Here is a 22,537-nt window from a genome sequence, read left to right as displayed (position 1 = left end):
GACATGGCATTACGCCATTTTATGATCGCAAGGAAGTTGCGTGCCGTTTCCGTTTCGCGCTGTTTTTCGTCGTTGTTCCACGCGTTGCCCGCTGCTGTCGGCCTTTGTGTTGAGTGTGTGTGCCTCCTCGATTGAAGCCGCCGAACCTGTCGCGCCGGGTCAGGAAGTGCTGCGTCAGCAACAACAGCAACAGCGCGATTTGCAACAGTTGCAACTTGAGCAGAGAAAACGGCAATTGGAGCGTGGCGCGTTCGGCCCGGCGCCGGTCACTCCGGCCATGCCGCAAACCGTGACTCCCGATGAGCGCTGCTGGCCGTTGAGCGGTACGCGCATCGGCGGCGTCACGTTGATCGACAGCGACACACTCAACGCGCGGATCAAACCGTTGCTGGCGTCGTGCATGGGCGTCGGCCAGATCAATCATTTGCTCGCGACCATCACCGCGATCTACGTCGAGAAGGGCTATATCGCCAGCCGTCCCTATCTGGTCAGCGCACCGGCAGCGGGGCAGTCGCTGGATATCCGCGTTGACGAAGGCTACATCGAGTCCATCGAACTGGCCGATCAAAGTCTGCCGGTTTCGTTGGGTGGCGCGTTCCCGGGAATGCTCGGCGAGCCGTTGAACCTGCGTGATCTGGAGCAGGGCCTCGATCAACTGAATCGCCTGCGCTCGATCGATCTCACCGCCGACATCGCCCCCGGCAGCCAGCCCGGCGCCTCGCGGATCATCCTGCGTTCGCGCACGTCCGCGCATTCACGCTGGGCCCTGAATGCCGGTCTCGACAACCTCGGCAGCGCCAGCACCGGACGTGATCGCGACACCGTCAGCCTCAGTCTCGACAGCCCGTTGCAACTCAACGACTTGTTGAGCCTCAGCGCCAGCGACACCCTGAATCAGGGCGACCGCTACAGCCGCAACGCCAGCCTGTACTACGCGATCCCCTACGGCTACTGGACCTACAGCGTGTTCGCCAGCCATGCCGAATATCGCGCGCCGTTCAAACTGCCGAGCGTGACCTTCCACAGCACCGGCATCACCGACCAGGTCAGCCTGCGCGCCGACCGCGTGTTGTGGCGCGACCAGAGCCGTCAGCTCAGCGCCAACCTGCAACTGGCGCACAAGGATGTCGACAGCTATCTGCAAGACGTTCGCCTCGGCATTCAAAGCCCGACCCTGACCGTGGCTGAAGCCGGGCTCAATCTGTTCTGGCTCGACCGCGCGGTGTGGAACCTCGACGTCAATTACGCCCAGGGCCTGCGCTGGTTGGGCGCCGACGACGATTCTCAGCAGCAGATCAACAACCTGCCCAAGGCGCAGTTTCGCAAGTACCGCGCCGGCCTCAGCCAATGGCGCAACGGTCAGTTCGGCGCGCAGGCGTGGCAGTGGCAGAGCCAACTCAATGTGCAGTACAGCCCGGACCCGCTGCCGGCCATCGAACAGTTGCTCGGCACCGACGATTCGGCGGTGCGCGGTTATCGGGTCAGCAGTGCCTCCGGCGCCAGCGGCGCGATCTGGCGCAACACCTTGCGCCTGCCGATGCGCATCGAGTGGCCGCTGCAGATCACCCCGCGTGTGGGCCTCGACCACGGCTGGATCAAGGCCGATCACGGCGCGCAGGGACAACGCCTGAGTGGCGCCAGTGTCGGCCTGAATCTGGGCTGGAAGAATCTGCAAGTCGACGTCGATTACCAGCGCGCCCTCAACACCCCGAACGGTCTGCAGCACGAGCCTGAAACCTGGCTGATGCGCGTGGGCCTGCAAATCTGAGCAACGCAGTGAATAAACAGCCGTCGGATCTGAGCGCGTCAGCCACGGCCAAGACTAAACGCGCGACGTGATGCCGTACTCACATGGAGACGTTTTTATGCCAGCACACACCTTTGCATTTCATCTTTCGCCTCGGGGCAAATTGCGCTGGGCGATTGCCAGCCTGTTCTTCGCCGTGCACTTGCCGAGCGCGCTCGCCGGCGGCGTCGTGGTCGCGCCGGGACCCGGCGGCACCGCGCAATTGCAGACCCAGGGCGGTGTGCCCATCGTCAATATCGTCGCGCCCAACGGTTCGGGCCTGTCGCACAACCAGTTCCTCGATTACAACGTCGACCGTCAGGGGCTGGTGCTGAACAACGCCTTGCAGGCCGGGCAATCGCAACTGGCCGGGCAACTGGCGGCCAACCCGCAACTGCAAGGCCAGGCGGCGAGCGTGATCCTCAATGAAGTGATCAGCCGCAATCCGTCCGCCATCAACGGCGCGCAGGAAATCTTCGGCCGGCCTGCCGATTACGTGCTGGCCAACCCTAACGGCATCTCCGTCAATGGCGGCAGTTTCATCAATACGCCGAACGCCAATCTCGTGGTCGGTCGCCCGGAATTGAATGACGGCAAACTGCAAAGCCTGAGCACACGCGACGCCAGCGGTCAGTTGCAGATTCAAAATGGCGGCCTGCGCAACGGCGAGGGCTCGATCAACCTGATCGCACCGCGTATCGACAGTCAGGGCGCGATCACTGCGCGCGATCAATTGAACCTCACGGCCGGGCGCAATCAGGTTGATTACGCCAGCGGTCAGGTGAGCAACGTCGATCCATCGGGCAATACTTCCGATCAGCGCATCGACGCCAGCCTGTTCGGCGCGATGCAGGCCGGGCGCATCAATATTGTCAGCACCGCCGAAGGTGCTGGCGTGCGGGTGGGCGCGGTGCAAGTGGCCGGGCGTGACGGCGTGCAGATTCGTTCCGCCGGTGACTTGAGTGTCAGCGGTGAAGCGCTGGCCAACAGCCTCGACGTGACCCGTGCCGGTATTCGCAGCAGTCAGGGTGACGTCGCTTTGCACAGCGGCAAGGACCTGACACTGGCCGCCACTGACGTCAGCGCTCGTGATGTCACACTCGACGCCAAACGCAACCTGACCCTGTCGACGGTCGAAAGCCGCAAGCTGCAGGAAAAGCGCGAAAACTGGAACAACAGCACCATCGGCATCACCTGGGAAACCTACGATCGTACCCAGACTGACAGCGAAACGCGTCAGCACGGCAGCCAGATTATCGCCAGCCGCGATGCGAAACTGGCGTCCGGCAAAGACACCGAACTGAAAGCCGCCAAAGTCGAAGCAGCGAAAAATCTCGACGTGCAAAGCGGCGGCGATCTGCGCCTGACCGCCGCCACTGAAAGCCACACGCAAACCGATCAAGGCAACCACCGCAAACACCTGTGGAAAGCCGACTGGAACAGCAGCAGCGAAGAGCAGCGCAGCGTCACCAGCCAGCTGAAGGCCGGCAATATCGCCCTGCAAACCGCCGCACTTTTGCGCACCGAAGGCGCCGAGCTGAGCAGCGCCGGCGATGTGCAACTGGCCGGCAAACAGGTGGAAATCACCACGGCCACACGGACCCATCGCAGCAGCGACAACCGTTACTCCGGTGACTTGGTTGGCGGTGGTTTCTTCGGCAAGACCGGCGATGCCGACAAGGGCAAGACCCAGCATCAGGGCAGTAAGGTCAACGCCAGCGGCAAACTGATCGTCAAGGCAGACGACGTGCGCATCAGCGGCAGCCAGGTGCGCGGCGGCACCGACGCCAGCGTGATCAGCGACAAGGGTTCGCTGATCATCGATGGCGTGCAGGACACCTCGCACAGCAACAACCATGACAAGGACAGCAAGTTCTTCGGCATCAGCAAGGACGAGTCGCGGCAGAACAGCAAAGACAGCAGCACTGTGCGCAGCGAACTGGTGTCTGACAGCAACCTCAAGCTCAAGAGCGCCAAGGACATTGAAGTCGCTGGTTCCACCGTCAAGGCCGACGGTGCATTGACCGCCGATGCAGCGGGTGACGTCAATGTGCATTCTGCGCAGAACACTCACGACAGCACCGACACCACGCACACACGTGGCTTCGATGCGTACGCCAAAGAGCAAACGCCGGAGCAGTATCGCGCCGGGATTCACTACGAAGACAAACAGCAAACCGTCACCCGCAATGATGTTACCCAGCAAGGCGCTAGCCTCAGCGGCGGCAGCGTGCAGGTGAAGGCGGGCGGTGACGTCATGCTCAAAGGCGCGCAAGTGAAATCCACCGCTGGCGACACCACGCTGAGCGGCAAAAACGTCTCGTTGCTGGCCGAAGCAGACAGCCACAAAACTTCTTCCGATACGTCCAGCACCGGCGGTGGTTTCTACTACACCGGCGGCCTCGACCGTGCCGGCAACGGCGTCGATTTCGCCCACAGCACGGCGCAGGATTCGACCAGCAAAACCACTGCGCAAACGACCAGCGTGCAGAGCAGCGGTGGCCTGACGATCAATGCCGACAAACTCGCTACCGAAGGCGCACAACTCAAGGCTGGCAACGGTCTGAATGTTGTCGCCAACGAGATCGACAACCGTGCCGCCAGCAACACTGACAGCAGCACGCACAACGAGAGCAACTGGTCGGCGGACATCGGCGCCAACGTCGAGTACAAGGACATCGCCCGGCCAATTGCGGGCGCGGTCAAGGACGTGCTCAACGGCAAGGTGCCGGACAAGGACTCACTGGCCAACCTCGGTCAGCCGAACGTCGGGATAGACGTTGCGGTGGGTCATGGCAGCGCCAGCAAAACCGAGCAGAGCAGCAACGCTGTGGTCAGCCGTTTTGACGGCGGCACTGTCGATGTGAAAACCACCGGCACGCTGCACGACCAAGGCACGCAATACAACGCCAGCGCCGGCCAAGTGAACATCAGTGCAGACAAACTGCTTGCCGATGCTGCGAGCAATACGCATAGCAGCAGCGCTAACACGGTGGATGCCAAGGTCGACGTGCGCGTCTACACCAAGACCGGTGAAGACGTGAACGTCGCCGGCAGCGGCGCGGGTGGCAGCAGTGCGTCGAGCAAGGACAGTTCCACCGCCGTCGTCGGCGCTTATGCCGGCAGCCAGGGCGTGAACATCAAGGTCGGCGGTGATGCGCAGTTCGAAGGCAGCCGTTTCGATGGCGGGCAGGGCGCTGTGAGCATCAACACCGGTGGTGATCTGGCGCTGAATCAAGCCAATGACCGGCAGACCAGCAATGACAGCAGCTTGCGCGGCAATGGCTCGCTGACGGTCGGCACCTTGCCGGGGACCGATGGCACCAACGTTGATCTCGGCGCCGGTTTCCAACTCGATCACACCGGCAAGCAAAGCACTGACACGCAGGCCCACGTCGCGAGCATCACTGGTAACGGTCCGGTGCAGTTGAGCAGCGGCGGCAACCAAGTGCAGCAAGGCACGAAGATCGACAGCGCTGGCGCCATCGACTTGCACGCCGACGGCAAGCTTGGTCTGCAAGCCGCCACCGACACGCACAGGGCCACCGGCAGCAACCTTGGCGGTGGTTTGAAGGGTGGCGGCAGCAAAACCAGCAGCGAGAAGAGCCGCGATCAGGGCGGCAATGTGAGCGGAAATTTCAATATCGGTCGGGTCAATGAGGATTCGACAACCCTCAGCGGTGGCCAGCTCAACAGCCAGAACGGCGTCGCGCTGAGCGGTGATTCGGTTCATCTGCAAGGCACTCAAGTCAGCGCATCGAACGTCAGTATCGACGCGCAGAAGGGCGGCTATGTTCAGGAGTCGGCGCAGTCCAGCGACCACCGCAATAACTGGAATGTCGCGTTGAACGCCGGCGGCAACCTGAGCAGCAAAACTCCAACTGCCGAGGATGAGAAGGCCAGCAGCGATCACGGTTTCAACGCCGGGGCCAAAGTGGGCGTGGATTACTTGCAGGCCAGCACCCAGCAGAACAGTCAGATCAAGGCTGACCATGTGGTGTTGAACAGTGCCGCTGATGCACAGCTTTCGGGGGCGCGGATCGACGCTAAAAATGTCAGCGGCAAGGTCGCGGGTGATCTGACTATCGAAAGCCGTCAGGACGCGAGCAACCACGCCAAGGTCGATGTCGATCTGGGCCTGACCGCGAAGAAAAACCCACCGAGTGACAAGGAGAAACTTGCCGGCACCGACTACAAGCCGACGCTGAAAGCGCAGGGTGAGTACGCGCACAAGGACAGCGTGGCGCAGGCGTCGGCGATCAGTGCCAGCCAAGGTGTAAACCTTACCGTTGGCGGCGCGACACAACTGACCGGCGCGCGGATTTCGGCGACGCAAGGGCAGGTCGATCTGGGTGGTTCGAAGGTCAGCAGCACTGACCTGAGCAACCGTGACTACGGCGTGAAAGCGGCCTTGGATCTGCCGCATAAAGCCGAGGAAAACGCACCGAAGGTTTCCCTGGAAAACGGCAACCTGAAAGTCGGCCCGGTCACCCTGAGCGGGCATCTGGACACCCAGACCCTGCAAGCCGGGATCGACGAAAAAGGCTAAAACCAACGGTAGTGGATGTGCCAGATCTGCCATCCACCACCGAACCCTGTGGGAGCGAGCTTGCTCGCGAAAGCGTCCGTTCAGTCAGTACAGTAAGTGACTGATGTACCGCCTTCGCGAGCAAGCTCGCTCCCACATTGTTTTGCGCCAAGCGTTAAATCTCGCGCATCATGCGCGACCTTAAAGACGCCATGGAGGCAAACAATGAAAACAGCATCCGCCGTTTTACTCGGGACTTTGTTGATCGCCCAACCATCCGCCTCCTTCGCGGATAACAGCAACGGCAAAAACCTCTATGTGCAGCGCTGCGCTGTGTGCCACGGCGCCGATATAAAGGGCACCGGACCCCTGGCGCATAAAAGCAATCCGCCCACACCTGACCTGACAACGTCCGCGTTCAAAAAACGCCTGAGTGAATATCCGGGCGTGATTGTGTCGTCGATCATCCTTCGCCCGAACGGCAACCTGATTCCGAAAACGTTGCAGGAGAACGGCGTAAAGATACCGCCACACGCCTGGAGCATTAAGGATCTGCGCGATCTGCATGACTACATGAGCGGTGTGATTGCGCTAAAACGCTGATCTTCAGTTGCTGCGCGGACGGTCGGTCGAGGAATCCATTGCTTCGGCTTAATGGTAACCATTACTATTCACGCCCCTTTCCTCAGCACGTCACCCATACCCCATGCGTCCCCGCAGACCCGGCTTTTTCGAGCATTACGAAGAGTTGATCGGCACCTGGACTCGTCGCCTGCGCAATCGCGCGCAGGCCGAGGATCTGGCGCACGACACCTTTGTGCGGGTGCTTGAGTCCGATTCGGCGGCGGTGCAGCAGCCACGGGCGTATTTGCACCAGACCGCGCGCAATATCGCGGTCGACGGTTATCGGCGTGAGGATCGGCGCGGCGCCATGGAGTCGCAGGCCATTGATCACAGTGCGTCGTCGTCCGGCGACCCGGAGCATTACATGCATGCGATCCAGTTGGCCGACTCCATCGAACGGGCGCTCAGCGAGTTGCCGATCAATTGCCGGAAGATTTTTGTCTGGCAGAAGATCGAAGGCCTGACCCAGGCGGAAATCGCCGAACGCCTGGGGCTGTCCAAGAACATGGTCGAAAAGTATATGATCCGCACCCTGCGGCATCTGCGCGATCGCCTCGACGGGTTGCAGTCATGAGCCGCTGCGACATTTCCTCCCCAGCCCAACAGGACATTCCATGATGGATACGCGTGATTGCGCGTGCGGGCAAACAACGGTGCGCGATGACGCAGCTCGCTGGTTTGTGCGTTTGCAGGAGCCGGCCGTGAGTGCCGACGAGCAGCAGCGCTTTGACGTCTGGCTGAACGAACATTCGCAGCACCGTGACGAATTTCAGCTGCTGCAAGGCTTGTGGTCGGCAGCCGATCTGCTCCCGGCGCCACGCCTCAAAGCCCTCGTTGAAACACCGCCAACCCGCCGCGAACGCCGTCCGTTGTTGCGTTATGCCGTGGCTGCGAGTGTGCTGGCGGTGGCGCTCGGGCTGGGCTTGTTCAGCGGCTTGAATGATCCGGGCGGCTACAGCGCCGAGTTCGCCACAACGTTGGGCGAGCGTAAACATGTGGCGCTGCCGGACGGTTCGGTGATCGATCTGAACAGCCGCAGCCGCTTGCAGGTGCGTTTTGAAAAGGATCGTCGGCTCATCGAATTGAGCGAAGGCGAGGCGATGTTCAGCGTCGCGCACGATACTGCGCGACCGTTCGTAGTCGAGGCGGGCAGCGGCAAGGTCACGGTCACCGGCACGCGTTTCGATGTACGCCGCGATGTCGCGCAGACCCGCGTGGCGGTGGAGCAGGGCACGGTGAAAGTGCAGGGGCGCGATGCAGCGGATGATCAGTTCATCAGCCTGACTGCCGGCCTCGGCACCCACGTCGATGCCCAAGGCCAGGTCGCCGCAGCCTATGCGGTGACCCCGGCGGAACTGACGGCGTGGCGCAGCGGCAAACTGGTGTTCAACAACGCCAGCCTCAGCGAAGTCGCCGCCGAAGTGTCGCGTTATCGTGAGAAGCCGCTGACCGTTGCCAATCCGGCAGTGGCCAGTTTGCGCCTGACCAGCGTGTTCAAATCCGACAACACCGACGCCTTGCTCAAAGCCTTGCCGAGCATCCTGCCGGTGGCCGTTCGCACCCTCGCGGATGGCAGTCAGGAAATATTCGCAAAATAAAATTCAGGTTTTTTTCGAGTTCATCGTCTTCCTGTTCAACTGCAACTGGTTTGCATTAACAGCCGCACACTCTTGCGATCCACAGGACTACGTACGACGTGAAAAACACCCCTGCCAACAACAAAAAATCCCCTTGGCTGCCGCTGGCCCTTGCGCTGGCGGTCAACGCTGCTGTGCCGCTGGCCTTCGCCGGTGAAGCGATTCATATCCGCGCCCAGCCATTGGGTCAGGCCTTGAGCGAACTCGGTCAGCAGACGTCGCTGCAAGTGTTTTTCAGCCCCGACCTGGTCGCCGGCAAACAGGCCCCGGCGGTCGACGGCGATATCTCCCCGGAGCAGGCCTTGCGCCAATTGCTGCAGGGCAGCGGTCTGGATTATCAGATCAATGAAGGTTCGGTAACGCTGTCGCCGGCGGCGACTTCCGCCGCCGGCAACGGTCCGCTGGAATTGGGCGTCACCGACATCAAAGTGGTCGGCGACTGGCTTGGTGATGCCAACGCTGCGGTGGTGCAGAACCACCCCGGCGCGCGCACGGTGATCCGCCGCGAAGCGATGGTCGAGCAGGGCGCGATGAACGTCAGTGACGTGCTCAAGCGTGTGCCGGGCGTGCAGGTACAGGATTCCAACGGCACCGGCGGCAGCGATATTTCCCTCAACGTCGGGGTGCGCGGTCTGACTTCGCGTCTGTCGCCGCGCTCCACTGTGTTGATCGATGGTGTGCCGGCGGCGTTCGCCCCGTACGGTCAGCCGCAACTGTCGATGGCGCCGATTTCTTCGGGCAACCTCGACAGCATCGACGTAGTGCGCGGCGCCGGTTCGGTGCGTTATGGGCCGCAGAACGTCGGCGGCGTGATCAACTTCGTCACCCGCGCGATCCCGGAAAAAGCCACCGGTGAAATCGGTACCACGCTGGAAACCACCCAGTACGGTGGCTGGAAACACATCGACACCGCGTTCCTCGGTGGCACCGCCGACAACGGCATGGGCGTGGCGTTGCTGTATTCCGGCGTCAACGGTAACGGCTACCGTGAGCGCAACAACGGCAACGACATCGATGACGTGCTGCTCAAGACTCATTGGGCGCCGACCGATCAGGACGATTTCAGCCTCAACTTTCACTACTACGACGCTACGGCCGACATGCCCGGCGGCCTGACGCAGAAACAATACGATGACAAACCGTACGACTCGGTACGTGATTACGACCAGTTCACCGGTCGGCGCAAAGACGTGTCGTTCAAATGGATCCGTCAGATCGACGAGCGCACCCAAGCGGAAATTCTGACGTATTACACCGACAGTTTCCGTGGCAGCACCATCGCCGCCCGCGACCAGAAAACCCTCAGTTCATACCCGCGCTCGTATTACACGCTGGGCATCGAACCACGGGTGTCGCGGGTATTCGATGTCGGCCCGACCACCCAGGAAGTCAGCGTCGGTTATCGCTACCTGAAAGAGGCGATGCACGAATCGTCGAGTCGAGTGGCGCTGGTCAACAACCAGCCGGTGCTCACACCGACCTCCGATGGCCATATATTCCAGGACCGCACCGGCGGCACCGAGGCCAATTCGGTCTACATCGACAACAAAATCGACGTCGGCAACTGGACCATCACCCCTGGCATTCGCTTTGAACATATCAGCACCGACTGGCATGACCGTACGGTGCTCGACACTGCGGGCAAGCCTGTGCAGGCGAAAAACCGCAGCATCGAAAGCAATGAACCGTTGCCGGCGCTGAGCGTGATGTATCACCTGTCTGACGCCTGGAAACTGTTCGCCAACTATGAAACTTCGTTTGGCAGCCTGCAGTATTTCCAGCTCGGCCAGGGCGGCTCGGGTGATCAGACCGCCAACGGTCTGGAGCCGGAAAAGGCCAAGACCTACGAGATCGGCACGCGCTACAACGACGATGTGTGGGGCGGTGAAGTGACGCTGTTCTACATCGACTTCGATGACGAACTGCAATACATCAGTAACGATGTCGGCTGGACGAATCTCGGCGCGACCAAGCACCAGGGCATCGAAGCCTCGGTGCACTACGACATGGCGGCGCTGGATCCGCGCCTTGATGGCTTGACCGCCAACGCGGGTTTCACCTACACCCGTGCCACGTACGAAGGTGAGATTCCGGGCTTCAAGGGCCGTGATCTACCGTTCTATTCGCGGCAGGTGGCGACCGTCGGTTTGCGTTACGACATCAACCGCTGGACCTACAACCTCGACGGTTTCGCCCAGTCGAAACAGCGCTCGCCGGGCACTGGTGTAAATGCCGATGGCAGTTTCAATGGCAACTACATCACCGACGGCACGGCAGATGGGCAATATGGCGACATCCCGGGTTACGTGACCTGGAACGTGCGTGGGGGTTATGACTTCGGGCCGCAGGTGTCGAACCTGAAACTGGGCGCCGGGGTGAAGAACGTCTTCGACAAGCAGTACTTCACCCGCTCCAGCGACAACAACTCAGGGATGTATGTCGGCGCGCCGAGGACGTTCTTTGTGCAGGCCAGTGTCGGGTTTTAACTGATCGTTCCCACGCTCTGCGTGGGAATGCCTCAATGGACGCTCTGCGTCCGCCTCGCGAGGGACGCGGAGCGTCCCGGTATGCGTTCCCACGCAGAGCGTGGGAACGATCTCATACCTTCAGGACTTTTCCGCCAATGGCCACCGCGACCAACAGCACCGCCATCAAACCAAAGGCAAAACTCAAACTGCTGGCATGGGCGACAAAGCCGATCACCGCCGGCCCCGCCAGAATCCCTGCATAACCGAGCGTGGTAATGGCCGGCACGGCGATGCTCTCCGGCATCACCGTCTGCTTGCCGACCGCCGTGTACAGCACCGGCACGATGTTCGAACAACCAGCGCCGACCAGCGCATAACCCACCAGCGCCGCTTCCCAGCTCGGTGCGAACGTCGCCAGAAAAAGGCCAGCCGCAGCCAACAGACCGCCAAACAGAATGATCCGCGTGGCACCGACAATCCGCACAATCCGGTCACCCATCAAGCGTCCCGCCGTCATGGTCAGGGCAAACGCCGCATAACCCAGCCCCGCATACGCGGTGTCGATCCCGCGTTCCTGCGCCAGAAACACTGCACTCCAGTCCAGTGCCGCGCCTTCGGTCAGGAACACGATGAAGCACATTCCGCCGATAAACAGCACGATGCCGTGAGGGATGGCAAATGCCGGTCCCGAGCTTTCACTGCCGTAAGGCAACATGTGCGGCACGCACTTGAACAGCGCCGCGATCAGCACCACGACCACCACCAGCATCGCGGCGAGCGGCGTCAGTCCGAGGCCGAGCAAGGCACTGACACCCGCCGCGCCGACAATCCCGCCGAGACTGAACAGACCATGAAAACCCGACATCATGTTCTTGCCGCTGGCGCGCTCGACGATCACCGCTTGCAGGTTCACCGTCGAATCCACCGTACCGAGGCCGGCACCGAACATGAACAGCGTGGCGATCAGCGCCGGTATCGACGACACGGTCGCCAGCAATGGCAACGCCGCGCAGATCAACAAGGTGCCACCAGTGGCGACGCGCCGACAGCCGAAGCGCGTGGCCAGAATCCCCGCCAGTGGCATCGCCAGAATCGAACCGACGCCGAGGCACAACAACAGCAAACCGAGTGTGCCTTCGTCGAGTCCGGCCCGCGCCTTGGCATACGGCACCAGCGGCGCCCACGCGGCAATGCCGAGCCCGGCGATGAAAAAGGCGATGCGTGTGGACATCTGTTGCAGGCGTCCGGGGACGAAGGTGTCTTGGGGGTTGAGGCTGGTCATATCGATCCTTGGCAAAAAACATCGCGTCCCCGAAGGACAGTGATACGGCGACGAGGTTCGATCGCGGGTATTCGGGGATGTGCAGACGACATCCTAACCTGTAGGAGTGAGCCTGCTCGCGATAGCGGAGTGTCAGTCAATATTTTTTTGCCTGATACACCGCTATCGCGAGCAGGCTCACTCCTACAGGGGATTCGGTTTACAGTGGGATTCTTCGATAGCAGGGACCAAGGTTGATGACGCAATTCTACGATGCGCGCGGCAATATCTATGGCGTGATTGCGCCGCAGGCACTTCGCGAGGCAGGCATTGCCTTGCCTGCCAGCGCCGCCGAATGCGCCTCGTCACGTCAGTCGTGGAGTGATGCGGCGATCAGGTTCTGCTGCGACTGGCCCCAAGGCCAGCGACCATCCAACAGCAAATCCCACCACAGCGACGGCTTGCTGATAGGCCCGTTCCAGACATCGCCGCCGTTCGACGTATTGATCGTCAACACCGACGGCACCCTCGCCGAGCGCAGTGGCAACGGCCTGACGATTTTCTCGCAGGCGCTGACCGAGCAAGGCTTGATGCCAGAGGAGGGCGCGTTGTTGCGCGTGCATCACGACAAGGGTGACGTCGTGGAAACCTCGGTGAAACCGGCTGAAGTCGACGGCGTTCAAGGCTTCTGGCTTGACCTCGGGCAAGCGCATTTCGGGCCGGATGCAGTCGCTGCGCAGAATGTTCAAGGCATCGAGTTCAACGGTCGGGTTGTGAGTCACGTCCAACCCTTGGCACTACTTGATCGCGATTGGGCGCACAGCCAATTCGTGCGCATCGGAAACCCGCATTGTGTAACGCTGCTCAGCGATGCGGCTGCTTTGCCGAGCAACGAGCAAATGCGTGAATCACCCCTGAACAAAGGCCTGACCGAAATCGCCTACGCCATGCCGACCGGCGCCGGAGATCCATGCCCGGCAGGCGTCAATCTGCAATGGGCGGTGCTGGAATCACCGCAGAGAATTCTCGCCCGGGTGTTCGAGCGCGGCGAAGGGCCGACCGCGTCATCCGGCACCAGTGCCAGTGCAGTGGCATCGGCGGCGTGGCGAGTCGGTTGGGTGGTGGCGGGAGAAGTGCAGGTGGTGATGCCCGGCGGCACGGCGCCGATTTTGCTCGAAGCAGCAGGCGGGGAGTTGGTGCGGGTCAGGTTGTTTGGGACGGCGCAGATGATCGGCTGAATTCAAAGACGCCATCGCTGGCAAGCCAGGCTCCCACAGGTTTTTGTGTTGAACACAAATATCATGTTCAAACACCGCCCCCTGTAGGAGTGAGCCTGCTCGCGATAGCGGTAGGTCAGTCACATTGATGTTGAATGTGCCAACCTCTTCGCGAGCAGGCTCGCTCCCACACTGGATTTACGCTGCGCCTCTCAGCTCAGCTCAGCTCAGCACTGAATTCCACCACCGGCATCTGCCGCTTCATCAACACCTTGCCACCGCGAATCGAATACAACGGCAAGCCCTGACTGCGGATCACCTCGTAATCGCTGTCTGCCGAAAGTATCAGCAGGTTCGCCGGACGCCCCTGTTCCAGGCCATAACGCTCACCCAGGTGCATGGCTTTGGCGCTGTTGTCGGTGACCAGATCCAGCGCACTTTGCAGGTTGCGGTAACCGAGCATGTGGCAGATGTGCAGCCCGGCTTCGAGCACTCGGAGGATGTTGCCGTTGCCCAGCGGATACCATGGATCGACGATGGAGTCCTGGCCGAAACACACGTTCATGCCGGCTTCGAGCAACTCATTCACGCGGGTCACGCCACGGCGTTTGGGGAAGTTGTCGAAGCGTCCTTGCAGGTGAATGCTTTCGGTCGGGCAGGAGACAAAACTGATTCCGGAATGACCAAGCAGACGAAACAGTTTCGCGCAGTAGGCGTTGTCGTAAGAGCCCATCGCCGTGGTGTGGCTGGCGGTGACGAGGGCACCCATGTCGCGGCTGCGTGCCTCTTCGGCAAGCACTTCGAGGAAGCGTGAATGCGGATCGTCGGTCTCGTCGCAATGCACGTCGACCAGGCATCCGGTGCGCTCGGCCAGGTCCATCAGGAACTTCACCGAACTGACGCCCTGATCGCGGGTGTACTCGAAATGCGGAATGCCGCCGACCACGTCAGCGCCCATGCGGATTGCTTCCTCCATCAGCTCGCGACCGTTGCGGAACGACTCGATGCCTTCCTGCGGGAACGCGACGATTTGCAGGTCGATGAGGTGGCGGCTTTCCTCGCGCACTTCGAGCATGGCTTTGAGCGCGGTGAGTTGCGGATCGGTGACGTCGACGTGAGTGCGCACATGCTGGATGCCGTGCGCAGCCAGCGCCTGAATGGTTTTTTTCGCGCGGGTCTTGGTGTCTTCTTCGGTGATGGTGACCTTGCGCTCGCCCCAGCACTCGATGCCTTCGAACAGCGTGCCGCTCATGTTCCAGCGCGGCTCGCCGGCGGTGAGGGTGGCGTCGAGGTGGATGTGCGGTTCGACGAAGGGCGGCACCACCAGATTGCCGCCGGCGTCGAGGTCATCCGGGCCGAGGGTCGGCGCTTCGGTCTGGCGGGCGATGCTGCGGATCAGACCGTCTTCAAGGTGCAATTCGTGCAAACCTTCCTGGTTGCGCAAACGGGCGTTGATGATGTGCATCAGGCGAATCCTTTTTTATAGGTCTTGTAGTGGCGCGGTCGCGCTGCGAGCGCCGAGCACGCCGGTGACGATGACATACGTTAGCGCGGCAGCAGCGATGCCTACCAGCGGCGCGACCCACGGCGAGCTGAACGCGGCGACGGTGCCGACCGCATAGGCCCCGAGGCCCGGCCAGTTGAACGCCGGCAACCGTGCGTCGGCCAGGCGCGGATAGTGCCCGCGCCAGCGGTAGAAAAAGTCCGCCATGATCACTCCGCCAATCGGAGGGATCACCGTGCCGAGCAGAATCAGATACGGCACGAGCATGTCGTACATGCCCAGCAGAGCGAGCAGGGTGCCGATTACTGCGCCGGCGAGGGTCACGGTTTTGCGCCGACCGGTGCGCAGCAGGTTGCAGCCGGCGACGGCGAAGTTGTAGATGGTGTTGTCCTGAGTGCTCCAGATGTTCAGCAACAGCATGGCCATCGCGGCCATGGCGAAACCTTGCAACAGCAGCACTTCAACCACGTCCGGTTGCTGATAGACGATGGCGCCGTACGCGCCGATCAGCACCATCAGGCCATTGCCGATGAAAAAACCGATCAGGCTGGCCAGCACTGCGACCCGCGCCGAACGTGAAAAACGCGTCCAGTTGGTCGCCTGCGTTGCGCCACTGACGAAGGTGCCGAACACCAGGGTGATCGCGGTGGACCAGTCCAGCGAACCGCTCGGCACCACACTGAGCAAACCCTCGAAACCACCGACTTTCACCGTCGCCACCCACATCGACAGCATCAGCAGCAACATCATCGCTGGCACGGCGATGTACGACAGAATCTCCAGGCCGCGATAACCGACGTACGCCGTGGCGCAGAACATCAGGCCGAACAGCACCATCAACCCGAGTACCGTGCCTTCATCGAGATCGAAGTATTTGCCGATGACTACGGCTGCCGTTGCCGTGCCCCAGGCGTACCAGCCGATCTGGGTGAAGCCGAGGATCAGGTCGCTGAGCTTGCTGCCAACTTCACCGAAGCAGAAACGGCCCATCAGCACCGAGTTGAGGCCGCTCTTGAAAGCGATGTAGCCCAGGCCTGCCGCGTACAGACCCAGCAGCAGATTGCCGACGATGATCACCGCCATCATCTCGCTGAAGCTGAAGGCCACACCGAGCTTGCCGCCGGCAAACATGGTTGCAGTGAAAAACGTGAAGCCCAGTAACACCATCGCCGTCGAGGCCAGGCCTTTGCGCGCATGCATGGGAACTTCGCTGAGGGGGTAATCGTTGCCGGGAGCGTTCTGCGTCATGGGGCGGTCCTTGCTGAAGTGGAGGAGACGCGGGGGAGGGTTGCAGTGGTCGTGCCAAATGCCGGGTGGCGCGGGTTATGTATAGACGAGTCGCGTGGATTGGCGCGAAAGCAGTGCAACTGGATGCACCGAAGCCCAATGTGGGAGCGAGCCTGCTCGCGAAGGCGTTCTGTGTAGATCGTTCCCACGCGCAGCAAAGGAATGCAGCCCGGGACGCTCCGCGTCCCACTCCAAAGCCGAACGCGGAGCGTCCGTTGAGGCATTCCCACGCAGAGCGTGGGAACGATCGGTGTCAGGGGCATTTGGGGCCTGTCAGAGGAAGCGCAGCAGGGCGGCGACGATGGCTTCGGGGGCGTCTTCCTGGACGAGGTGGCCTGCGCTTGGGATGGCGTGAAATTGCGAGCCGGGGATCATTTGGTGCAAGGCGCGGCCACGCTCGATGGGAATCCACTGATCGTCTTCGCCCCAGAGAATCTGTACCGGGCAGCGGATCGTTGGATACAGGCTTTCTGCTTCACGGGTGTAGCGCTCATCCATCTGCGCAATCTGCCGATAGAACGCCGCTTGCCCCGGATCGCCCAACCATGGCTGCACGTAAGGCGCCAGTTCGTCATCGGGAATATCCCGGTAAATCGCCCCGCGAATATAGGTCGGCACGATGGCGCGCTGGATGTAATCGGGCAGGCCACTGAACGCTGCTTCATGCTGGCGGACGTGCTGCACGAACGGCGAACCCCACGGCGTCAGCGCCACCGGATCGATCAGCGTCAGGCTGCGATAATCCTTGCCGTTGAGCAGATGCGCTCGCAGCACAGTGGCGCCGCCAAAGTCGTGAGCGACGACGTCGGGGTTTTGAATATTCCAATGTTCGAGTAACTGCGCCAAGAGTTGGTTTTGCACGCCGAGGGAAACATCGGCGTCGGGCTGCTCGGAGCGCCCGTAGCCCAGCAGATCGAAGTAATACACGCGATGAGTCGTGAAAAAGTGCGGTGCAACCCGGTGCCACACGTACGACGAAAACGGTGTGCCATGCACGAACACCAGCGGCGGGCCGTCGCCGCGCACGGCGTAGCGGACCTGTCGGCCGTTGAAGTCAAAGACCTGATCCAGCAGCCAGTCTGTCATGGGCCTGTCCTCTTGGCGGATGGGAGCCAAAAAGCATAGGCGTAAAAAAACAGCCTCGCGGGCTGTTCTTTGGCAAAACACCAATCCCTTGTAGGAGTGAGCCTGCTCGCGATAGCGGTGTATCAGTCGACATCCATGTTGAATGTCAATCCGCTTTCGCGAGCAGGCTCGCTCCCACAGGGATAGTTGGGGAGTCAGAAGTTACTCACCGCGATAGATGCAACCGCTGGTGCACGTCTCGTGGATACGGATCGCGCTCAATTCCGGCAGCAACGGCTTCATTTCATTCCAGATGAATTTGGCCAGCACTTCGCTGGTCGGGTTTTCCAGTCCGGGAATGTCGTTCAGATAGTTGTGATCGAGACGCTCGTACAGCGGCTTGAAGATCGCTTTGATCTCGGAGAAATCGCGAATCCAGCCGGTGTGCGGATCGAGGTCGCCGCTGAGGTGAAGCGCCACTTTGAACGAGTGACCGTGCAGACGCCCGCACTTGTGGCCGTCGGGGACGTGCGGCAGGCGGTGGGCGGATTCGAAAGTAAATTCCTTGAAGATTTCCACGGTATGTTCGGCTCTGTTCAGATGGTGTTCGCCGCAGCGATTCGGGCAGGCGGCGAGTTTACCAGCTTGTGTTTGGCCGTGCTGACTAAAGGGTCAGCAAGCGCTCGGCGAGGCGACCATTGGCAGTCAGTTCAAGGAACTCATCGCCAAGGCGACGGCTTTCGTTCATCGCCGCGTGCCAGTATTTCTGCCGGCTCGGCGCATCGCCCATGAAGCGTTTGAAGTCATTACGGTCGGGCAGTTTGCCGTAGGGCAGGCGCGCCAGATATTCCTTCGATGGCGCGAGCAACAGCACGTCCTGCAAGCGCTCCACCGAGGCCTTGCGCCATGGCAGAGTCTTGTCGAACCAGCCGGGAATCACCCGATCAGTGAAATGCGGATAGAGCACGATGCCGTCGCCGCTGTAGGGCAGGTCGAGGTGATAGTCGAGCAAGCCACCGTCGCGGAAAGTGCCGGCACCGGCGCCGGGCAAGTCGCGTACGCCTTCCATGACCATCGGGATCGAGCCCGAGGCGAGCAAGGCCTGACGCAGATTGCCGGCATTCAGCGCGACGAAGCGCGAAGGGAAGTCGTTCAGCGCATTCACCGGCGGGGCGAGGCGCGGGTCGTGGATGATCAGCCGTTCGAAGTGCCGCGACAGCCGCGCGCGGCCGCGCAAGTTGTCGGCGATCACCGAGCCCAGTGCCAGACCGAGGCGCCCGCGATGGTCATCGGCCAGACGTCCCTGACTTTTCACCACCATGATGTTCAAGCGGTAATGGGCGTTGTCGAGGATGCTCGCGTCGCGGCCGTCGAGCAGGTCATTGAGCATGCGCTGCGAGCTCTGACTGATCTCGGCCATGGTCACGCCTTTATTGAAGTTCTGCTCGGCGTACAGATGACCGAGGCGGCGAATACCTTCGGCGGCGTCCGGCAGACAGGCGCTGGCGAAGCGCCAGGAACCGACCGAGGCGCCGATCAGCGAGCGTTCACGCGGTGCGCTCGGCAGCCATTCACCGAACAGCGCCAGATCCAGCCCCTGAATCCCCAACGCCTTCGGCCCACCGGCGGCGCCGGGCAGGGTGCCGACGTCGGCAGCGTTCAGGCCTTGCGCACGAATCCTCGCCATGGCGCGCGGGCCGGCCTTGAGGGTGAGGGCGGGGAATTTGATGTGGATGGCGGTCATACCGGTCTCGATCGTTAGCAAGCGAACAATTATAAGCACATGTTACAAAACCTTGTAGGAGTGAGCCTGCTCGCGATAGCGGTGTGTCAGTTAACACTTATTTGACTGATAGACCGCTATCGCGAGCAGGCTCACTCCTACAGGGGTTGTATGTTGATTCAGAGCAATGATGGCAATTCAGTTTCAGTTAAGTTCATCCCGCTAAGGTGCCCACCGTAAGCAACACATAAAAATACGGAGACTCCATGAAAACCCTGACTGCCCTGTCCATTGCCTCGATCATCGGTCTCACTGCCAGCACTGTTCACGCCCGCGATCTGGGCCCTGACGAAGCCCTGCGTCTGCGCGACGCTGGTACTATCGTCTCCTTCGAGAAGCTCAACGCCAAAGCGCTGGAAAAACACCCGGGTTCGACGATCACCGACACCGAGCTGGAAGAGCAGTACGGCAAGTACATCTACCAGATCGAAATGCGTGATCCGCAGGGGCTGGAGTGGGATCTGGAATTAGACGCGGTGACTGGGCAGGTTCTCAAGGATCATCAGGATACGTAATGAAGGTTAATGTTCGCGCCACCCGCCGCACGGCGTTGGCGCTGGTAATGTGCTGCTCGACGGCGATGGCTCGCGACCTCGGCCCGGACGAAGCGCTCAATTTGCGCAAGCAGGGCGTGATCCTGCCGCTGGAGAAAGTGCTGCAGCAGGCGATGGACCGCTATCCCGGCGCAAAATTGCTGGAAGTCGAGCTGGAAGAAAAACACGCCGTCTACATTTATGAAGTCGAGTTGCTGACCGTCGAAGGTGTCGCCCGTGAGTTGCACTTGAAGGCCGATACCGGCGAACTTGTGAAAGACAAGGAAGATTGATCGATGCGTTTGCTATTGGTGGAAGACCACGTACCGCTGGCTGACGAACTGCTCGCCGGCCTGCAACGCCAGGGATACGCGATCGATTGGCTGGCGGACGGTCGTGATGCGCTGTATCAGGGCAGCAGTGAACCCTACGACCTGATCATTCTCGACCTCGGCCTGCCGGGCGTGCCGGGGCTTGAAGTGCTGGCGCAATGGCGCGCCGGCGGTCTGGCGATCCCGGTGCTGATCCTCACCGCGCGCGACTCCTGGGCCGAGCGCATCGAAGGCCTGAAGGCTGGCGCCGACGATTACCTGACCAAACCGTTTCACCCCGAAGAGCTTTATCTGCGCATTCAGTCGTTGTTGCGCCGCTCCAAAGGCCAGGCCAATCAGCCGACCTTGAAGGCTGCCGGGCTGCATCTGGACGAGGGCCGTCAGTGCGTGGTTCGCGACGGTGCCGACATTCAGCTGACTGCCGCCGAATTCCGTCTGCTGCGCTATTTCATGCTGCACCCGGAGCAGATCCTCTCCAAAAGCCACCTCGCCGAACACCTCTACGACGGTGAAACCGAGCGCGATTCCAACGTCCTTGAAGTCCACGTCAATCACCTGCGGCGCAAGCTCGGCAAAAGCGTGATCGAAACCCGTCGCGGCCAGGGTTACCTGTTCGGCGGGCAAGCTTCGTGAGGTCGATCCAGCGCCGCTTGAGCCTGGGTTTGATCAGCGTGATGGTGGTCGTCGGTGTGGTGCTGGCGCAAACCAGTCTGTGGTTGTTCGAAGTGGGTTTGCAGCGCTACCTCGAAGCCGGCCTGCGCAACGACAGCGAAAGCCTGCTGGTGGCGCTGGTGCGCGGCCCGCAGGGACTGCAACTGGATGAAAGACATCTGTCCCCGGCCTATCAGCGACCGTTTTCCGGACACTATTTCCGTATCGATTTTGCCGACAGCCATTGGCGTTCGCGCTCGCTGTGGGATCAGGATCTGCCGTTGCTTGACCATCCCGGTCTGCACAGCAATCTGCAACTGGGGCCGGACGGTCAGCAATTGCTGGTACTGCGTTCAGACTATCGACGTTTGGGCCAGTCGATTTCGATCAGCGTCGCGCAGGACTACACGCCGGTGCGCGAGAGCTTTCAGCGCATGCGTCAGATCGGCCTGGGTCTGGGGCTGGCGGCGTTGTTGCTGATTCTGTTCTTGCAGCGATTGACCGTGCGCCGCGCGTTGAAACCACTGGAAAAGGCCCGCGAACAGATCGCGCAATTGCAGCAGGGCCAGCGTTCACAACTGGATGATCAGGTGCCGGTGGAACTGGAACCGCTGGTGGCGCAGATCAACCATTTGCTCGCGCACACCGAAGACAGTCTCAAGCGCTCGCGCAATGCCTTGGGCAATCTCGGGCACGCCTTGAAAACGCCGTTGGCAGTGCTGTTGAGTCTGGCCTCGAGCGAAAAACTCGATGCTCATCCTGAGCTGCGCAAGGTGCTCAAGGAACAACTGGAGCAGGTGCAGCAGCGGCTCAATCGCGAGCTCAATCGGGCACGGTTGTCTGGAGATGCGCTGCCCGGTGCGTTGTTCGATTGTGATGCGGAACTGCCGGGGTTGCTGGCGACGTTGAACATGATTCACGGCGAGCATCTGGCGCTGAGTTATGTCGCGCCGGCAGGGCTGCAGCTGCCGTGGGATCGGGAGGATTTGCTGGAATTGCTCGGCAATCTGCTGGACAACGCCTGCAAGTGGGCGGATGCCGAGGTGCGTTTGAGTGTGATCGAACGTACGGATGGCTATGCGCTGAGTGTGGAAGATGACGGCCCGGGGATTCCCGAAGAACAGCGCACCGAGGTGTTCAGCCGGGGCACGCGGCTGGATGAGCAGACCCATGGGCATGGCCTGGGGCTGGGAATTGTGCGCGACATCGTCGACACCTGGGGCGGGTTGCTGGTGTTGGGCGAGAGTGAGTGGGGTGGGTTGAAGGTGGTGATCGAGTTGCCTAAACGGTGATCCCGGACCGTCCACAAATCCTGTAGGAGCGAGCCTGCTCGCGATGGCGATCTGTCAGTCACATTGATGTTGAATATGACATCGCCATCGCGAGCAGGCTCACTCCTACAGGGGTTTTCCGCTGGATCTTAGACGCGGAACTGGTCCATCAAACTCTGCTGCTGATTCGCCAGGCTATTGAGCGACTGACTCACCCGCGCCGACTCATTCGCCTGCCCGGACAACGACTCCGTCACGTCACGAATCGTCGCCACGTTGTTATTGATCTCTTCCGCCACCGCACTCTGCTCTTCAGCGGCGCTGGCAATCTGCAGGTTCATGTCGCTGATCACCGTCACCGCATCGCCAATCTGACGCAGCGCAGTCACCGCCTGGCCAACCTGTTCAACGCTACCCTGAGCCTGACGATGGCTGTTGCCCATCGAACCGACCACATCCTGCGTACCGCTCTGCAACTGCTCAATCACCTGACGGGTTTCTTCCACCGACTCTTGCGTGCGGCGGGCGTGGATGCGCACCTCGTCGGCGACCACGGCAAAACCACGTCCGGCTTCACCAGCACGCGCCGC

18 protein-coding genes are annotated in these 22,537 nt (G+C 61.1%); 11 read left to right on the top strand and 7 right to left on the bottom strand.

The window, feature by feature from the left end:
• The first annotated feature begins 40 nt into the window (after positions 1-40).
• The 6 genes from ACWR1S_RS16025 (at position 41) to ACWR1S_RS16000 (ending at position 11,061) form a co-directional block, all read left to right on the top strand.
• Positions 41-1,768 carry a ShlB/FhaC/HecB family hemolysin secretion/activation protein gene (locus ACWR1S_RS16025; protein WP_454564185.1) on the top strand — a complete coding sequence of 576 codons (1,728 nt, stop codon included), beginning with the start codon at positions 41-43 and terminating at the stop codon, positions 1,766-1,768.
• A gap of 97 nt (positions 1,769-1,865) precedes the next feature.
• Complete coding sequence (locus ACWR1S_RS16020; protein ID WP_454564184.1) at positions 1,866-6,335, top strand: hemagglutinin repeat-containing protein; 4,470 nt, start codon at positions 1,866-1,868, stop codon at positions 6,333-6,335.
• Positions 6,336-6,539: 204 nt separating this feature from the next.
• Positions 6,540-6,917, top strand: a complete 378-nt coding sequence (locus tag ACWR1S_RS16015; protein ID WP_454564183.1) for a c-type cytochrome — start codon at positions 6,540-6,542, stop codon at positions 6,915-6,917.
• A 103-nt stretch (positions 6,918-7,020) separates the two neighbouring features.
• The gene (locus tag ACWR1S_RS16010) at positions 7,021-7,512 is read left to right on the top strand and encodes a sigma-70 family RNA polymerase sigma factor (RefSeq protein ID WP_454564182.1); all 492 of its coding nucleotides are present in this window, start codon (positions 7,021-7,023) and stop codon (positions 7,510-7,512) included.
• 40 nt (positions 7,513-7,552) lie between these two features.
• Positions 7,553-8,536, top strand: a complete 984-nt coding sequence (locus tag ACWR1S_RS16005; protein ID WP_454564181.1) for a FecR family protein — start codon at positions 7,553-7,555, stop codon at positions 8,534-8,536.
• 98 nt (positions 8,537-8,634) lie between these two features.
• On the top strand, positions 8,635-11,061 hold the full coding sequence (locus ACWR1S_RS16000; protein WP_454564180.1) for a TonB-dependent siderophore receptor: 2,427 nt from the start codon (positions 8,635-8,637) through the stop codon (positions 11,059-11,061).
• A gap of 112 nt (positions 11,062-11,173) precedes the next feature.
• Here the strand turns inward: ACWR1S_RS16000 and ACWR1S_RS15995 are convergent, their stop codons facing one another.
• The gene (locus tag ACWR1S_RS15995; protein WP_160058760.1) at positions 11,174-12,325 is read right to left on the bottom strand and encodes an MFS transporter; all 1,152 of its coding nucleotides are present in this window, start codon (positions 12,323-12,325) and stop codon (positions 11,174-11,176) included.
• Positions 12,326-12,561: 236 nt separating this feature from the next.
• On the opposite strand from ACWR1S_RS15995, the gene ACWR1S_RS15990 reads away from it, so the two are divergent.
• Positions 12,562-13,542, top strand: coding sequence for a diaminopimelate epimerase (locus tag ACWR1S_RS15990; RefSeq protein WP_454564179.1), 981 nt, complete (start codon positions 12,562-12,564; stop codon positions 13,540-13,542).
• A gap of 196 nt (positions 13,543-13,738) precedes the next feature.
• Here ACWR1S_RS15990 and codA read toward each other — a convergent pair whose 3' ends face one another.
• The 5 genes from codA to ACWR1S_RS15965 all read right to left on the bottom strand — a co-directional run bounded on the left by codA (position 13,739) and on the right by ACWR1S_RS15965 (position 19,121).
• On the bottom strand, positions 13,739-14,986 hold the full coding sequence (gene codA / locus ACWR1S_RS15985; protein WP_454564178.1) for a cytosine deaminase: 1,248 nt from the start codon (positions 14,984-14,986) through the stop codon (positions 13,739-13,741).
• Between the two features lie 15 nt (positions 14,987-15,001).
• Entirely contained in the window at positions 15,002-16,273 is a 1,272-nt protein-coding gene (gene codB / locus ACWR1S_RS15980) for a cytosine permease (protein WP_454564177.1), read from the bottom strand.
• A 312-nt stretch (positions 16,274-16,585) separates the two neighbouring features.
• The gene (locus tag ACWR1S_RS15975) at positions 16,586-17,398 is read right to left on the bottom strand and encodes an alpha/beta fold hydrolase (RefSeq protein WP_454564176.1); all 813 of its coding nucleotides are present in this window, start codon (positions 17,396-17,398) and stop codon (positions 16,586-16,588) included.
• Between the two features lie 201 nt (positions 17,399-17,599).
• Positions 17,600-17,956, bottom strand: a complete 357-nt coding sequence (gene queD, locus ACWR1S_RS15970) for a 6-carboxytetrahydropterin synthase QueD (protein ID WP_007915588.1) — start codon at positions 17,954-17,956, stop codon at positions 17,600-17,602.
• 85 nt (positions 17,957-18,041) lie between these two features.
• On the bottom strand, positions 18,042-19,121 hold the full coding sequence (locus ACWR1S_RS15965; RefSeq protein ID WP_454564175.1) for a patatin-like phospholipase family protein: 1,080 nt from the start codon (positions 19,119-19,121) through the stop codon (positions 18,042-18,044).
• Between the two features lie 245 nt (positions 19,122-19,366).
• On the opposite strand from ACWR1S_RS15965, the gene ACWR1S_RS15960 reads away from it, so the two are divergent.
• From ACWR1S_RS15960 to ACWR1S_RS15945, 4 genes are read left to right on the top strand one after another with little or no spacing between them, the layout of a single operon-like run.
• A complete protein-coding gene (locus ACWR1S_RS15960; protein ID WP_454564174.1) occupies positions 19,367-19,675 on the top strand; it encodes a PepSY domain-containing protein in 309 nt (102 codons plus the stop codon).
• The gene (locus ACWR1S_RS15955; protein WP_454564173.1) at positions 19,675-19,986 is read left to right on the top strand and encodes a PepSY domain-containing protein; all 312 of its coding nucleotides are present in this window, start codon (positions 19,675-19,677) and stop codon (positions 19,984-19,986) included. Before ACWR1S_RS15960 ends, ACWR1S_RS15955 begins: the two co-directional genes overlap by 1 nt.
• Positions 19,987-19,989: 3 nt before the next feature.
• Entirely contained in the window at positions 19,990-20,658 is a 669-nt protein-coding gene (locus ACWR1S_RS15950; protein ID WP_454564172.1) for a response regulator transcription factor, read from the top strand.
• Positions 20,655-21,968, top strand: a complete 1,314-nt coding sequence (locus ACWR1S_RS15945; protein ID WP_454564171.1) for a sensor histidine kinase — start codon at positions 20,655-20,657, stop codon at positions 21,966-21,968. The genes ACWR1S_RS15950 and ACWR1S_RS15945 overlap by 4 nt, the downstream gene beginning before the upstream one ends.
• A gap of 128 nt (positions 21,969-22,096) precedes the next feature.
• Here ACWR1S_RS15945 and ACWR1S_RS15940 read toward each other — a convergent pair.
• Positions 22,097-22,537, bottom strand: a 441-nt coding sequence (locus ACWR1S_RS15940) for a methyl-accepting chemotaxis protein (protein WP_454564170.1), incomplete at its 5' end; no start/stop codon positions are given.

Source organism: Pseudomonas sp. AIG, from assembly GCF_977020205.1.
This window is presented reverse-complemented; position numbering and strand designations above follow the sequence as displayed.